This is a genomic window from bacterium, from assembly GCA_040753085.1.
GTDB lineage: Bacteria > UBA9089 > JASEGY01 > JASEGY01 > JASEGY01 > JASEGY01.
Genome location: JBFMHI010000017.1, coordinates 1 through 15,607 on the forward strand (window position 1 = coordinate 1; position 15,607 = coordinate 15,607).

Annotated in this window: 11 protein-coding genes; 9 read left to right on the forward strand and 2 right to left on the reverse strand. The window is 45.5% G+C overall.

The genetic code is table 11. The annotated features are described in order from the left end of the window. Window positions 1-245: 245 nt before the first annotated feature. Complete coding sequence (locus AB1797_03635) at window positions 246-4,478, reverse strand: acyl-CoA dehydratase activase (GenBank protein ID MEW5766705.1); 4,233 nt, start codon at window positions 4,476-4,478, stop codon at window positions 246-248. A 642-nt stretch (window positions 4,479-5,120) separates the two neighbouring features. Here AB1797_03635 and AB1797_03640 point away from each other — a divergent pair. Next, window positions 5,121-7,400 carry a right-handed parallel beta-helix repeat-containing protein gene (locus tag AB1797_03640; protein MEW5766706.1) on the forward strand — a complete coding sequence of 760 codons (2,280 nt, stop codon included), beginning with the start codon at window positions 5,121-5,123 and terminating at the stop codon, window positions 7,398-7,400. On the opposite strand, the gene AB1797_03645 is transcribed toward AB1797_03640, so the two are convergent. After that, window positions 7,397-7,723, reverse strand: coding sequence for a hypothetical protein (locus AB1797_03645; protein MEW5766707.1), 327 nt, complete (start codon window positions 7,721-7,723; stop codon window positions 7,397-7,399). The two genes, AB1797_03640 and AB1797_03645, sit on opposite strands and share 4 nt — an antisense overlap. Before the next feature lies 1 nt (window position 7,724). On the opposite strand from AB1797_03645, the gene AB1797_03650 reads away from it, so the two are divergent. The 8 genes from AB1797_03650 (at window position 7,725) to AB1797_03685 (ending at window position 15,545) form a co-directional block, all read left to right on the forward strand. Further along, window positions 7,725-8,549 (forward strand): hypothetical protein, encoded by an 825-nt coding sequence (locus AB1797_03650; GenBank protein MEW5766708.1) that lies wholly within the window; start codon window positions 7,725-7,727, stop codon window positions 8,547-8,549. A gap of 202 nt (window positions 8,550-8,751) precedes the next feature. Then, window positions 8,752-9,309 (forward strand): hypothetical protein, encoded by a 558-nt coding sequence (locus AB1797_03655; GenBank protein MEW5766709.1) that lies wholly within the window; start codon window positions 8,752-8,754, stop codon window positions 9,307-9,309. Between the two features lie 101 nt (window positions 9,310-9,410). Beyond that, window positions 9,411-9,893: a hypothetical protein gene (locus AB1797_03660; GenBank protein ID MEW5766710.1), complete on the forward strand. Its 483-nt coding sequence runs from the start codon at window positions 9,411-9,413 to the stop codon at window positions 9,891-9,893. Between the two features lie 14 nt (window positions 9,894-9,907). Next, entirely contained in the window at window positions 9,908-10,459 is a 552-nt protein-coding gene (locus tag AB1797_03665; GenBank protein ID MEW5766711.1) for a hypothetical protein, read from the forward strand. After that, window positions 10,395-11,780 carry a gliding motility-associated C-terminal domain-containing protein gene (locus AB1797_03670; GenBank protein ID MEW5766712.1) on the forward strand — a complete coding sequence of 462 codons (1,386 nt, stop codon included), beginning with the start codon at window positions 10,395-10,397 and terminating at the stop codon, window positions 11,778-11,780. The genes AB1797_03665 and AB1797_03670 overlap by 65 nt, the downstream gene beginning before the upstream one ends. 69 nt (window positions 11,781-11,849) lie before the next feature. Continuing rightward, window positions 11,850-12,773, forward strand: a complete 924-nt coding sequence (locus AB1797_03675; GenBank protein MEW5766713.1) for a PorV/PorQ family protein — start codon at window positions 11,850-11,852, stop codon at window positions 12,771-12,773. 318 nt (window positions 12,774-13,091) lie between these two features. Continuing rightward, window positions 13,092-14,000: a hypothetical protein gene (locus tag AB1797_03680; protein MEW5766714.1), complete on the forward strand. Its 909-nt coding sequence runs from the start codon at window positions 13,092-13,094 to the stop codon at window positions 13,998-14,000. A gap of 690 nt (window positions 14,001-14,690) precedes the next feature. Continuing rightward, a complete protein-coding gene (locus tag AB1797_03685; protein MEW5766715.1) occupies window positions 14,691-15,545 on the forward strand; it encodes an Rpn family recombination-promoting nuclease/putative transposase in 855 nt (284 codons plus the stop codon). Window positions 15,546-15,607: the final 62 nt, after the last annotated feature.

A 15,607-nucleotide genomic window follows, 5' to 3' on the forward strand; every position in this document is an offset into this window, starting at 1 on the left:
TTAGTAGGGGCGAATAATTATTCGCCCCTACCTCCTCCTTTTGCAAGGACGATTCGCGAATCGCCCTTACTGTAGGGGCACGTGGCAACGTGCCCCTACAGCCTTGTCAAGATAGAAGTTATCTGTTAGCGCTTGTCTTTATGCCGAAGGGTTAAATAATTACCCAAATAAGCAATCATAAAGGGTTACTCTTACAAAAGACGAACCCATTAAAGCAAGCTTGACAAGGCACTAGGCTAAGGGATTCAGGTCAGGTTATTCAGAAAGACCGAGAGCCGTTGGTTAAGGCCTTCCTTGCCGTCGTAGAACATATTGACCATGGGGATGTGGGTCTCGGTCTTGATTTGTTGAGAGAGGGCCGAAGTGAGGGTCCCCGGCATGCAGGAAAAGGGGGCGGCATTAATGATTAGTCGGGCGCCGTCTCTGGCAAAGAGGGCGGCCCGGCCCAGGGTCAGGATGGCTTCCCCGTAGAAGTTTCGGGGTAGATATTTTTCTCCCTCCTTAATGACCTCCTCAATATTCGGCTCGTGCCGATCTTTAAGCAAAGAATCAGCCAATTCATAAAACCTTTCTTCGTCATCCAGGAGAAAACGATTTTTAAGAGAAGCCTTAAGTCGTTTATATATATTCTCCCCTTGCTCTCTGGCCACCCAAGCCTCCATAAAGGAGGTATAAAGAATCCACTCAGAAACCGGAGACAGCCAGGCTTCTCCACCCAGGCTTTCGGTGGCCCTGACCAATTCATCATTACTAAAATAATTACACCTGACATAAATTTCACCCACTATGCCTACCAGTGGCTTGGAACCAGGATTGACCGTGGGGATCCGGAAAAAATGCTCCAGGCATAATCTGAGGTTCTTTTCTAAATCAGCGCCCTGGGCAAAGGCATCTACCATCCGCTGAATGCCTTTCTCCAGAACCTGGTCAGTCTGCCCTTTTGGCTGTTCATAGGGGCGAGTCTTACAGGCGGCCTTATACAGCACATCCGAGACCAGGATGGCCTTCCAGAGAAGTCTCCTCAGTCCCTGGGGAAGTCCCTGGTAGGCATTGTAACAGGTGGGGGAAAGTATGATCAGGTCTTTATAGTCCAGTCGATCCAGGATGATCCGGTGAAGCAAATGATACTGCCCAAATCGGCACGGGCCATCGGCTGAGGGCATGAAAAAGGCATGCTCAACCGGATTGGCTTTTATCTCCTGCAATTTATGGATTAGACCCCCGATAGTTACGGCCGCTGGAAGACATTCACTTCCCCGGGTTAAAGACCGGCCTAGATCGGATATTTCCGGCGTTTCAGAGGGAAGGGCTTCAGCTTGATAGCCGAAGGCATTAAAGGCAGCCGCAAAGAGCCGGGAGCCAACCGGATGCATCGGTGGAATCCAGAGTTTCCGGCCGACTAAGTCAGGTCGGCCATTTAGAGAAATGGCCGGCATAATTTTCACCTCTTCCTTCCAATCTCGAATCACATCGAAAAATGCCTCCACTCGGGTCATATAGCCGGCATCTCCGCCGTGCTCATCCAACTCCAGGGTGAGCAGAGGCTTGTCCCCCATAATCTCTTCTACTAATCCGAGCAGGAAAGAATCCGGACCGCAGGAAAAATTAGTGAAGTATATCCCAAAAAGGTTTTTCTTATCCCGCACATATTGGGCGGCACATAGGATATGCTGACCATAGGCCCAATACATATTTTTAAAGGCAGGATTAATCTCCTCGATGTTGTATGGGAGCATATCCATAGGGATTATGGGCAGACCAAGTTCGGCTATCTTCTGGGGAAGACCTAAGTTGCTCCCCAGGTCACAGGTATTGTAAGGACGTCCGAGGATAACAATGGCTTTTTGACCTTTAAGTTCCAGGTCCTGGAGTAATTGTTCTCCCTCGGCCTTACACCTGGCGCTAAATTCTTGCTGGGCCTGTTGGGCCTTTCCCCAGGCAGAAGCAATCTGTTTCCGGCGGCGGTTAAGGGCCGGCCCCAGCGACTCATAAAGCCTTTTAATCACTTTCTTTTCATCCATCCTGAGATCAATAACCGGCGAGAGAAACCGCTCGGCTGAAACCCCGTGAAGAGAAAGGCTGGAAGTGATAAAGCTCGACTGTATCTGCACATAAGGGCAAAAAAAGGTGTTGGTTGTTTTCGGGTTCCGCCGGGGGCTAATCATATAGGGCATAAAGATAAGATCAACCTTTTCAGAGGCAGCCAGATAATGGGCATGACCATGGGCGATCTTGACCGGCAGACAAAAATCCGCTGCGGCCAACTCGAGGCCTTTTTTAGTTATCTCGTCATCAGTCTTGGGTGAAAGCTGGATCTGACAGCCAAGTTGGGTAAAAAATTCCCTCCAGAGGGGAAGAAAGCTGTAAGTGGTTAGAGACTGGGGAAGACCAATCCGAACAGGTTTCAAGTTCGGGGCACCCGCTTGCGAGTCGTCGAGTTTCGAGGCAGGCGTCAGCAGTAGTTTCTGCCGCTTTCTAAAGGGGAGGAATTCCTCTTTGATCCTCATCTTAGAATCCGCCGGGTCACGGCCGCACATATAGCCCCAGGAAGGCCGGTCTGATTCTCCTTCGATTTCGGCCAGGGTGATCTGACAATGATTTTGGCAGAGTTCACAAGTCTCATTTTTTAATTCGATCTTTCGCCTGGATAAATCAAGCCCTTTAAAACTGGTTTCTCCGGCCTTAGATAGTATAAAATCCCTGGTTAAGAGAGCCGCCCCCAAAGAACCCAGCACATGACAGTAAGGTGAGACCATCATTTCTACGCCAAGTATCTGCTCAAAGGCGGCTACCAGGGCCTTATTTCTGGCCGTGGCCCCCTGGAAGAAGATCCTGTCCCGGCTGATCGGTCGTTTACCCACCACTTTGTTTAAATAGTTCTTAACCACTGAATACAGGACGGCAGCAAGACATTCTTCCCTGGTATATCCATCTCTGATCAGGCGATCTATATCCTGTTCCATAAAGACAGTGCAGCGATCCGAGGTAGGCGGCGGGGTAAGTCCTAAGGCTATATCACCTATCTCGTCAAGGGAAAACCCCAGTCTTTTAGCCACTTCTTCCACGAAAGAGCCCGTTCCGGCGGCACAAACATAGTTCATATTAGAATCAACAATATGCCCACCTTTAGCCCGGATATATTTTGAATCCTGTCCGCCGATCTCAAAGATAGTTTCCACTTCCGGGTCTACCCACCGAGCGCCGGTTAAATGGGCGGTAATCTCATTAACGATCACATCGGCGCCAATGACCTGACCAATTAATTTCCGGCCTGAGCCGGTTGTCCCTGCCCCCAGGACTTTCAAAGACGTGTTTCGACGATCCCCTATTTCATCGATGGCTGAAAATATAGCCCTTGTTGCCCCGATGGGATCGCCGGCCGTTCTCCGGTAGAGGTCGGCTATTACCTCTCCCTCCTGGCTCAGCAGGATGGCCTTGGTAGAGGTGGAACCAATATCTATGCCCAGATAAACCTTCTTTCTGTGTTCTGGGCTCTGTTTCCAATTACCTATCCGGATCTCATTGTCATACTGATCCACATAGGATTCAGCCACTTCAAAGGAAGGGTAGGTTGATTTTTTAAGGAGAAGGGGTTTCCCCCGGGGTCTTTCCGGCTTGCTTTTTGGCCGGTCCTGGAGTCTGGCCAGGAGGTCTTCCAGAGTTATCGCTTCTCCCCAACCCACCTGGGAAGCCAAATAGGCCGCCCCAATGGCACCGCTGTATGGCGCCTCCTGGTATGTCTGCACCTGATCAACATATCGGGCCCTAAGCCATCGGACGACTTCTTGGTTTTGAGCTACCCCGCCGGTGAGCACGGTCAAACCGGATAAAGGCCTGCCTCGAAGGAGGGTGTTGAGAAAGGTGCCGGTCATCCCTTTACACAGTCCTGCCCAAAGGGCCGGTTTGGCATATCCTTCCTGTTGACGGTGGATTAGATCGGTCTTGGCAAAGACCGAACAGCGGGTGGCGATAGAAGGGGGGTTGTCAACCACCGGAAAGTCAGACAGGTCTTGATAAGAAATACCCAATCGTCCGGCCTGCTGGTCAAGGAAAGAGCCGGTTCCGGCGGCGCAGAGAGAGTTAGTCGAATGATCAATAAAATTCCCCTCTTCGTCTAACTGAATAAGCGTTACACTCGCCCCGCCGACATTAATGATGTTCCTCACCCCGGGAAAAACTTTTTTAACCGCCTTGATCTCAGCCTGAACAGGGTCTATGGGCTGCCGGCCAAGCAGGCCGGCCACAAGCAAAGCCCCAGAGCCTGTTATGCCTAACTTGAAATGAGCCGGCAATTTTAGTTCCTGAAGACCTTCTTTTAAGGCCTGAACAGGATTTCCATTATGCCGGCGGGCCAAGCAGATACTAACTGGTTTATCCAAACTCCAGTTATCCACCGGAGCCACTCCGTCCAGCCCCACTATCCTGATAAAGACAGCTCCAATATCCAAACCTACACAGTAGTCAAAATTAGTTTTCACTTTAAAATATCCCACCTAAAAGCTATTCGTAACTACTCAGGTTGTTTAGGCTGAAGGCGGAAGTCCAATCATCTACTCTCTGTATTTATTCCTAAAAACCTTCAGCCTTCAGTCTTCAGCCTATCTACCTGAGTAGTTACCGCTATTCTTCCTTGGTTAAGGATACCCTCCCGACTTCTCTTTGTCAAGAAAAAAATTCCTCTTCCACCTGGTAAAATGACCTTAGAGCGTGTCTAAATAAGGTTCTGGGCCACTATTAAATTGCTTTTTATATCAATACCTATTTATTCTATATTTTTTTTATTTAAGGGTTGATTTTTTATTTTATTTATGTTATACTATTGAATAGATGATTAGAGAGGAAAATTAATGAGAAAACTGTTATTTACCATTTTCTTTATTTTTTATTATCATACCCCGAAGACTTTAAGCCTTTCAATAATTTGTTTGCTAATATTAGGGGTATCACGAGGGGTTAACGCCCAGGTATATTATTACGGGAATCAGTTCTTAGTAACTGATGCTGTATCAATGGGCCCATTAAATGCTCTTAATAAAAAGGCCTCTCTGCGGTTTACAGCTCAGACATCCAAAACAGTGAATCGCGTATTGGTCTATCTTCAGGATAATCAAGGGGGTTCTATGAAATACCGATACGGCATTCAGGGAGATAGCAGTGGCCTCCCCAGTGGAACATGGTTAGGATATAAAGATCTTGCGACAGCAGGAGTTTCTAAGTGGGTGGTGGCAGATTTAACCCCTGATGTAGATCTAACCTCTGGCACAGTTTATCACATTGTAGTTGAGCCGGTGGATAATCCAAACAAGTCCATTGCCCTTCGGGCAACCGCCCCATTAAATCAACTAATCGTCTATGATCAGGCACCTGATCCCAATTCAAACACCCTTTTCTACGACGGAACCGGCTGGACTATTCAAGGTTATCAGCCTCTTTACTTATTAGAGTATTCAGACGCTATCCGCGAAGGAGATCCATGTTCAGACCCCGGTTATGGCAGTGTGTATGGCAGCATATATGAATCTGAAAGATTTACCTGGGCCGGTGGGGACAAGACTATTACCCAGGTAATTGTATACCTGAAATGTGCCGGAAGTCCACCCAACGATTGCCGGTTTGTTCTTTATAATATAACTGATGCGGTAGAGGTGGCTAATGGAACCATCGCTACATCTTCAGAAATTACTACCTCCTATGCCTGGTACACCTATACCCTGTCTACCCCACAAACCCTCATTGATGGGAAACAATATCGTCTTTATCTAAAAACCCCTGGCGGGAATTCCAGTAATAAATATATGTGGCATATGCCCTTTAATAATGGAGTAGCGGGCAACTCTCGAAACTATGATGGTCTGAATTCAATAAATCAGACCTCTTCTGATGGGGGATCTAGTTGGGCAGATTGGCCTAATTTTGATGCCGTATTTAGATTTGCCTATCCAGCCACCTATTATTATGTTAGGCCCGATGGGAATAATGCCAATACTGGTCGGGGCCCTTCTGCCGCAGCGGCATGGAAGACCATTGGCAAGGCAGCCTCGACTATGGTGGCCGGTGACACGGTTTATGTCGCCCCAGGCAACTATGGGGAGTCAGTAAGCGTAGGGAATAATGGGTCAGCCGGCAAGAGGATTAACTACGTGGGCGATAGGGATGCCTCTGAATTTCCTGACCTTTCGGCTGGTGAGGTAATAACTTCCCGCTTTTCCATTTCCAGCAAATCCTATATCACCATAGATGGATTTACCCTCCGGAATTATAGTAGTGGGTCTGGAGTTGAGGTTCTTGGAACGGGGAATAATTATCTTATCATCCGTAATAATAAGATCTACTCCCATAGTTACGACGGCATACATCTCAGATATGCTAACAATATTGAGATTTATAATAACCTCATCTACGATAACGAACGTCATGGGATAAACTTATTTTACACCTCTAATAATGCCAAGATATACAATAATACCTTTTACCTAAACGCCGATGTTAGCAATGAGGCAGCTATCAAGCTTGATCAGGGCCAAAATGCTACCGTCTTTAACAACATCTTCTACCAATCAATCGGATATTGTATCTATGTCTCCGACCAGTCTGGCTTTGCCTCTGATTATAATGACTTCTACGGGGGGGCCAAGGTAGGTTATTGGAGTGGGGATCGGGTGACATTGGCTGACTGGTGTGGCGCCTCTACTCAGACAGATGATATCAATCATGCCATAAATAGTGACCCCAAGTTTGTTGATCCCGATGGGGCAGATAATACCTTAGGTGGACCGAATGGAGCTGATGATGATTTTCATCTCCAATCCACCTCACCTTGCATAGAAGCAGGCACTAGTTCCTTTAATGGAAAAAGTGCCCCAGCGGATGACATAGATGGAGAGGTAAGACCCTACGCGGCTGGATATGATATGGGAAGCGATGAACTCCTTATAGCCCTCAGCATTACCTTAAGGAATGCGGCTGATAACGCCGACTATACTACCTGGACCATAGGCTCGGGCAAGGCGTTAAATACCGTTTATTTAATGGATATCAATAATTGTGTCCTGGTCAAAAATGATGGTAATGTGTCAGAAGATTTCAGTATAATGGCCGTGGGGAGTAATTGGACGTTGGGAAGCTCTTCAGGAGAAAATACCTGTGTATTAATGGGACTTTTCAATGGCCATACTGCCCCTCTGGAAGGTGATTTTTCCACGGCTAATGATTTGATTAATACATTCCCTGTCTGGGCGACCCAGGTAGGAGGTAGTGGGAAGTTTGAAGGCACCAATGACGGCGATAATATCCTAAGCGCAACTGGCGAAAAGTTATATATTTACCTGAGGACACCCACGGCGGTCAACCAGGGTGATCAGGAAGCCGTTACTGTAACTATTGGATGTCGGGAGCACTAATAGGCATTGATGCTCGAGGCTCGATGCTGGATGCTCGGTGCTGGGATGCTTGAGGCTCGATGTGCTTGATGCTTGATGCTCGATGCTGGATGCTCGATGCTCGATGCTGGGTGCTCGATGCTGGGATGCTTGATGCTCGATGCTCGATGCTGGTAAAGGATCCAGTATCCAAAATCGAGGCTTGAGCATCGAGGATCGAGCATCGAGCATCGAGCATCGAGGATCGAGGATCGAGCATCGAGGATCGAGGAAAAGGGGGTATGTATGATGGAAACTTTAGTTAAGAGGTGGATGGTAGTCTTGGGTTTAGGACTGTTAATCATTATGGGTATTTGTCCCATTTCCTACGCCGGCGGTATCAGGGTATCTCCGGGGGCCTTTTGCCTTCAAGGGATGGATATTGGTCAGGACGCCGACTTAGGCGTGGATCTGGTTATCTCCAATTTGGGAGACACGGAAGACACATTTGTAGTCAAACCGATTAAGCCGTCTCAGGCTAAGAAGAACTGGCTTAAGGGCTATAGTGAGATACCCGACGCAAGTTGGCTCTATTTTAAAGAAGACAGAGTCAAGATAGGGCCGAACAGTGAAGGAAAATTAAGGATGCACCTTAAGATTCCGGAGGAGGAGAGGTATCTTAACCAGCACTGGATGGTTTATGTAGAGGTTACTACCGAGGCAACAGATAAGATGTTTAAAGTAGGCGTAAAACCGAATTATATGATTGAGACTACTTCAAAAGAAAGGATAAAAGAAAGACCTCACGGTGTCTTAGGTTTGGCGCCTACTGTTCTTAAGGCCACAGAGATAAAAGAAGGAAAAGGGAAGAAGGTAAAATTTAGGATTTACAATAATGATGAAAAGGTCCGGACATACACCTTTACTTCCTATATCCCTGAGGCATCACAAGCTAAGCAAGATATAAGTATCACCCCTGGATATGAGTGGGTAAAGGATCCGAGCTGGGTTGTCCCTGGCAAGGCGAAGGTGAAGGTTAAGCCGGGGGAAGAGAAGACGGTGGCTTTGAATATCCTTATTCCGAAGGGCTCGGAATATCAGAATCTGGGATGGGAGGGTATTGTCTTTGTGGAACCTGATGAAGGACGGCCAGAATTTCTGCGGGTTCAGATAGAGAAAAAAGGAGAATAAATTTTTTTCAGGGTGCTACACACCTAAAAAAGGAGGTGAGGCATTTTCAGGTTAGGTGTTTGATGACCCTGTTAATTTTATAGATGATAAGATTAAAGATGCTCTGGCAAAAAGTCCCAAGGGAAAAAAGCCACGCCTCTGTGGCAAGATTTGACTTTTTGCCTAACCATCATTAAAGGTTTAAAAAAAGGGGGGAAATAAAATGCGTAAGTTTTTAATCTTACTCTTAATTTTAGGGACAGTGTTTATATGCGGTCTTAAGAGGGCGGAGGCGGCCACTACTGATACCTTTCAGATCACCATCACCGTCAACTACATCAGTATTAACCTGTTAAACCAGGCGGGCGCCGATTATGGCACCTGGGCTATTGGTCAGGTAGCCACCAGCACGGCCAGCACTATGGACTCTAACAATGGTGGAGTTGGTGATGAAGGCATCCAGGTAGATAACACCAGCAACGTGGCCATTGATATTGAGTCTTATGTGAGTAATACTGACGGCTGGACATTGGGCGCGGCTATTGGCGCGGATCAATTCACCCTGGCGGCCAAGGCCTTTACTGCCTGGCAGGCTGGCCCCACGCCTAATATGACAGGCGCCGTGTCGATAACTCAGACTGCCGGCCCGGGCGCTGATATCACCACCAATTTAGCCGCCAATACTGACACCTATCTCTATTACACACTCACGGCCCCAAGCTCGGTGACCTCAGGTGCTCAAAAGACTCTCACGGTGACGGTTGACGCCACAGCCTTTTAGAGAGATTAATGTAGCCCAGTCGTCTCGCGCCGGTGGTTCATATTCACCGCCGGGACGGCTGGGCTACTTTTACCAGTTTTGGGGAGAGGCCCTAAGGTAAGATGAATAGACCTATTTTGATATTTTCTCTTATATATGTAATCCTCTTGGGGATAGTCGAAGCTAAAGGTGTCTATGCCAGAGGCTTAAGTGTATCTCCTCCCAGTTGCCAATGGAGGGATGTCCAGGTGGGTGAATTAGTCGAATTTCCAGGAAGGATAAAGATTAAGAATAGGTCAAGGGAGGTAAGAAGTTATACCTTAAGGGTAGTGAATCCGAGTGAGTTAGGGGCGAATACGGCTGAAGGATTTAAAGAATTGCCTTCTCAGGCATGGATTTCCTTTGACCAGAAACAGCTTCCGGTCGGTCCTGAGGAATGGAAAGATGTCAGAATGTTTATAGAGATACCGGAAAGAGAAGGGAATTTCGATAAGAAATGGGCGTTTTTTGTGGAGGTAAAGGAAGATATAGGTAGAGGTGAGACCTTTGGTCTGGCCTGTTATATAAAAGTCCTTCTGGCTACTGAAAGCAAACCACCAAGGTGAGAGGAGGGATATGATTGAGGTTAAGTAAGATGCGCCGGTTAATAAGATGGGTAAATATAATTACCCTTTTATTATTAACTATTATCTTTTCTGGTCATAATATCTCGGCCGGTCAAATAGCTATTACCATAACAGTGGTTGATACACCGAAGATCTTTTTGGAAAAAAGCGAGGAGGTTACCCTGGCCGGGAAGGATTCGCCGCCGGTGCCAGGGGCAACCATCACCTACCATATTATTTATGATAATGATGGCAAGGGGACGGCCACCAATATAGAGGTTTTTAATGTCCTCCCTGATTATGTGAGTTACGTAATAGATTCTGCCGAGGCTTACAATAGTCCTCATTTGGGTGAAATAGAGGTTGAATATAAGGACACAGATGGCCAGTGGCATCCGGCTGATTTTGATAATTTGCATCCAGGCGAAGTGAAGGAAATAAAATGGATAATATCCACGGACATCTCACCCGATGATGGTGACAGCCAGGATTCGGCCCAGGATGAAAGTCCAGGCTCAGGAGATAACGATGCAGGCACGGTCAGGTATAAAGTTACCATTGATTAAGAAGAAGGCTATGATTAAATTTCTAATCCTCCTATTTTGTCTCAAGGCCTCTATCTCATGGGCGGTGACCCCGGCGGGCACATCCATAATAGACCTACCGGCCGAGATGAGTTATGGGTTAGAGAGCCAGCCGAATTCTGGGCGGGTAAGATCAGATGAAGTAAGGCTCGCTGTTTCACAGATCTATGGAATAGATTTAAAGCCCGGTCCATTGAGGACATTCTCTGGTTTAACAGGCATCGGCACAGCCTGTTATTACCCCTGCTCCATCGAAAATAAGGGGAATGGAAGACAGAAGATAAGCCTTGAAATAATGGAGAAAACAGAGGATTTGAGCGTAGAATTGCTTATGGATAGTAATGGGGATGGGATTCACCAGGAAGAGGAAGATCAGGCCATATCAGAAAATAGGGTATGGATTGATCAGGATACGGATTTCAAATTCTTCATTAAATTAGAGGTTCAGGATACGGCCCGGGAAGGTCTATATTCCGCCAGCTTACGGGTGAGCACCACACCCGATGGTGGAAGATACAAGGGGGATAATAATAAGGAGTATGGTGATCTGGACGAAAGGGAGACACGGGGTGAAATAGATCTTCAGAAAGAGAAAGACTATGTAGATTTTTTATTGGATTTAAAGGTATCAAAGACGGTGGCGTATCCGGATGACGTGTTGACTTATACCATCACCTGCGGAAATATGGGTCAGGATACGGCTGAAGGGGTAACGGTAAAGAATGAATTACCCAAAAACACAGATTTTATCTGGGCCTCCGGATTATACTCCGCTAAAAAAGCTTCTCCCGCCTACAGGCTTGATGGAAGAGAGAAGATAATTAAATGGGGAGAGGAGGAGGGAATCTGCCTGAACCCAGGTGAGATTAGGCAGCTAACGGTCGAGGCCAAGGTGGATACACGGATTTCGGAATCCATAAAACTTGAGGATAAGGTTACCCTCTCCTGGCATATCCCAAAGAAGCACTCTATTACCCTTAAGGTCAAGGCCTTATCCTCACTTTTACAGCTACCTGAAAGTTTAAAGGATGTGGTGGTGTATCCCAATCCGTTTAAGGAAGAATATTCCAAGACGTGGATGGTCCACTTCTTTAATCTAACCAAAAGGTGCAGGCTGGAAGTGTATAATATTGCCGGAGAGCTTGTCTTTACCGCGAATAAGGATGATCTAAAGAATATATATGATTGGAATCTGAAAAATAACCGGGGTGAATCCGTAGCATCCGGGGTCTACATCTATTACCTGAAGAATTCTGATAGGGACGGGGATGAGGCCATAGGCAAGCTATCCATAATAAGATAGAAGTAACTACTCAGGCAGATAGGCTGAAGTTCAATAGCCTTCAGCCTTCAGCCTTAAAAGGTGATTTATATGAGGAAATGGAAGGTCGTATGGCTTACGGTTTTTATCCTGGTGGGAACCCCTGTCTCTGCAAAACACCTTGGCTTTACCGGGGCTCAATTCTTGAAGCTCCCGACCTCAGCCCGGGCAGTGGGTATGGGAGAGGCATTTTGTGGGGTGGGGGATGATATTAATACCATCTATTATAATCCCTCAGGCTTATCCCTGATTAAGGGTTCACAGATCACATTTATGCATACCAGATGGTTTCAGGACATCAAATACGAATACTTAGGGTATAGCCGGCCAACTAATTGGGGTGTTTTTGGCATAGGTGGAATGCATTTGTATATGGGTAGTATGGATAGACTGATAGAAACAGGTGAAAACCCGGGGGACTACCAAAAGGACGGCATATTTACCTCATCTGATACCGCCTTGATTCTGTCTCTGGCTAATAGGTTGCCAGGGAAGGTATATGTGGGTGGGAACCTTAAGCTTATTTACCAGATAAATGAGGATGAGGCGATTAAGGCCTACGCCTTTGATTTGGGTATGCTATACCAGATAAGGGAAAAGATAAGTCTGGGGTTGTGTCTCCAGAATATTGGTCCCGAGGTTAAGTTTATTGAAGCCGAAGATCCATTGCCCCTTAATCTCAAGGTGGGTGTGGCGTATAAGTTATTGAACAACCGTTTTTTATTAGCCCAGGATATAAACTTACTTATAGAAGAAGGCAGGCTGGATGGTTCTTTTGGGGCTGAATACTGGCCTAAAGATATGTTTTCATTAAGGGCTGGCTATAGAACAGGTTTTTCCCATTTAGAGAGCGGGATAAATGGGGGACTGGGATTTAAATGGGGCGGTTTTCGATTGGATTATTCATATACCCCTTATGGCCAATTAGGTGATACGCACCGGGCCTCTATCCTATGGAGTAACTCCTGTAGATAGGCGGTAGGCATTTCTGCGTCAATAATTCCGACCTGTGCGGTTAGAAATTATATAGCCGTTCGCCATGAAAACTTTACCTTAAGGTGTAATTTGCCGATAAAGGTAACCTGGTTAAAATCCATTTGTTTCAATGTTCACTTTTGAATAAGATTGCGATATGCACCGAAGGTGCCAAGGAATTTAGCCGTAGGTTTTAACCTACGGAACACTGAATTGAATTGGAAATTAAGCCCCGCAGGGACGAAGGAAAAGATTTATAACCACACAGGTCGAAATATTGTCATTGACATAAACTACTCGTTAGTGTATACTCTTGGTATGAGAAAGAAACAATGGCACCCTTTCTTCTCCCAAATATTAAAAAACTTATTTGAGCCGAAGGGATTTAAGGTAGAAACCGAGGTAGAGGTTGGCCAACTGCCCATGAAGATAGATATTGTGGTCATTAAGAAGGGAAAGGAGGCAGATCTTAAGTCTTTACCTTTAGTTTTCCAGTCATTTACTGATTATAATCTCCTTGAGTATAAGTCACCAGATGACAGATTTAGCCCAGATGATTTTGATAGATTATTTGCTTACACCTTGTTATATAAGATAAAGGAGAGGATAAGTTCACGCCAGCAGATAAATGTTTATGCTTTGGTATGTGGAGGTATAAAGGGGATAGAGGGGTATATTCAAAAGAATGGGCATTATCTGGCTAAGATAAAGGATGGTTTATACTTTGCCGATTTTGGGTTTAATTTTTATCTGATTCAGCTTGACAGATTAGAATTAATTCCAGAGAATTATCGACTAATTCCTTTTGGTGGCAAGGAATTGGTTAAGGGGTTAATAGAGAGGGTCGAAGGAGAGGGGAGGGAGGGATTGATAGAGGTATTTGAGTTAGGATTATATTTATATCCGGAAGAATTTAAGGAGGTAAGGATTATGTTAAAGACATTAGCGGAGAGGCCAGATATTCTTCGTGAGATTACCGAGAAGATAGGGCTGGAGAGATTTATAGAAGGCATTGGGGAAGAGAGGCTTATACGAAGCATAGGAGAAGAGAGGTTTATACAGAGCCTTGGCAAGGAAGAGGTAATTCGTAGCCTTGGCAAGGAAGAGATAATTCGTAGTCTCGGCGAAGAAGAAGTCATTCGCAGTATTGGCGAAGAAAAACTATTGAAAGATTTTATCAATCTCCTGGGCAAAGAGAAGATAAAGAAGATGTTAGAAGGGAATTAAATCGACCTATGCGGTTAGGTCTAAGCTACGAGCTATATATTACCTATCTCTGCTTATAGTCCTTACGCCGCATAGGGTAAAGGGGTCAGTTACTGTGGAGACGGACAATAAGTCTTTAGCATCAAGGACGATGAAAATGTCACTTTGAACTGTCATCCTGAACCAAGGCCTAAACTTATTTCACGGCTCGGTTCAGTGTGTCATCTTGAACTTGTTTCAGGATCTAAGAGGGATGCCGAAACAAGCCATGAAACAAGTTCATGCCATGGTTCGGCAGGAGAGGGGCTATTTTGATGAGAACTTTCCTTAATCACTACCCCCTAACTGCATAGGTCGAAAGTTGTTAGGGCGAACTGCTCTATAATTTCTAACCGCACAGGTCGAATAATTCTTTCCATTTTGTACCTTCGAGTTCACATCCCCACTGTCGCAAATCTCCGATTGTATAACCATCGTCAGTTGTAACTATTCAACCTCTATTAGGTTATAATTTTGTAGGTTACTTTATTCACGTTACCCTGATAAATCAGGGGGCTAAACTCAACCTTTCCAACACCTGGACCATATCCTCATCCAGAATCCTCTCATCATTGCAGAAGGCCTCAATTTTTACTTGATTACCCCCTCTTTATATGCTATAATAAGACACAAGCTTTCAGCGAGTCTCCAGGCGGGGGAAGGAGTATAGTTATGGAATTCTTAGATGTTAAAACAGATTTTGCCTTCAAAAAGGTTTTTGGTTCCGAACAGAGTAAGGATATCTTAATCAGCTTCCTGAACTCGGTTATTGATTTTGAAGGGAATGAGCGGATAGTTGACCTGACCATCGTCGATCCCTATCAGATACCATTAATCAAAGGGATGAAGGATACATTCGTCGATGTTAAGGCCAGACTGTCAAATCAGAAAAGGGTCATCATCGAGATGCAGGTCTTAAATGTAGAGGGGTTTGAGAAAAGGGTCTTGTACAATGCCGCTAAGGCCTATTCCTCTCAACTAAAGAAAGCGGAGTCGTTTACCACCCTTAAGCCTATTATTGCCCTGACCATTACCGACTTTACGATGTTTGGAGAGGTAGATAATATCATTACCTACTTTAAGCTAATAGAAAAAGAGACATTAATAAAATACAGTGATGAGATAGAATTGATTTTTATCGAGCTTCCCAAGTTTACCAAAAATGAAGACGAGCTTGGCTCAATAACCGACAAATGGATATACTTTATAAAAAATGCCGGCAGCCTCGAATACACCCCAAAGACATTAATCGAAGAAGTGGAAATAAAAAAGGCCTTTGAGATAGCCAATACCGCCGGTATGAGTGAAGCAGAATTAGAGGCCCAATTTAAGAGACACGATTTTATCTACCTCCAGAAGAGCTCTATTGAGTTTGCCTTGAAACAGGGTCGGAAGGAAGGCAAAGAAGAAGGCAGAAAGGAAAAGGCAATAGAGGTGGCCAAGACCCTTTTAGGTCTGGGAGTTGATATGGAGAAGATATCAAAAGCTACCGGCTTATCCTTAGACGAAATTAAAGAGACGGTTTAAATCGGCAAAAGTTCCTGGGCGGTTTAGGCCCTTAATTTTTTACTTGACTTTCTCTATATTAT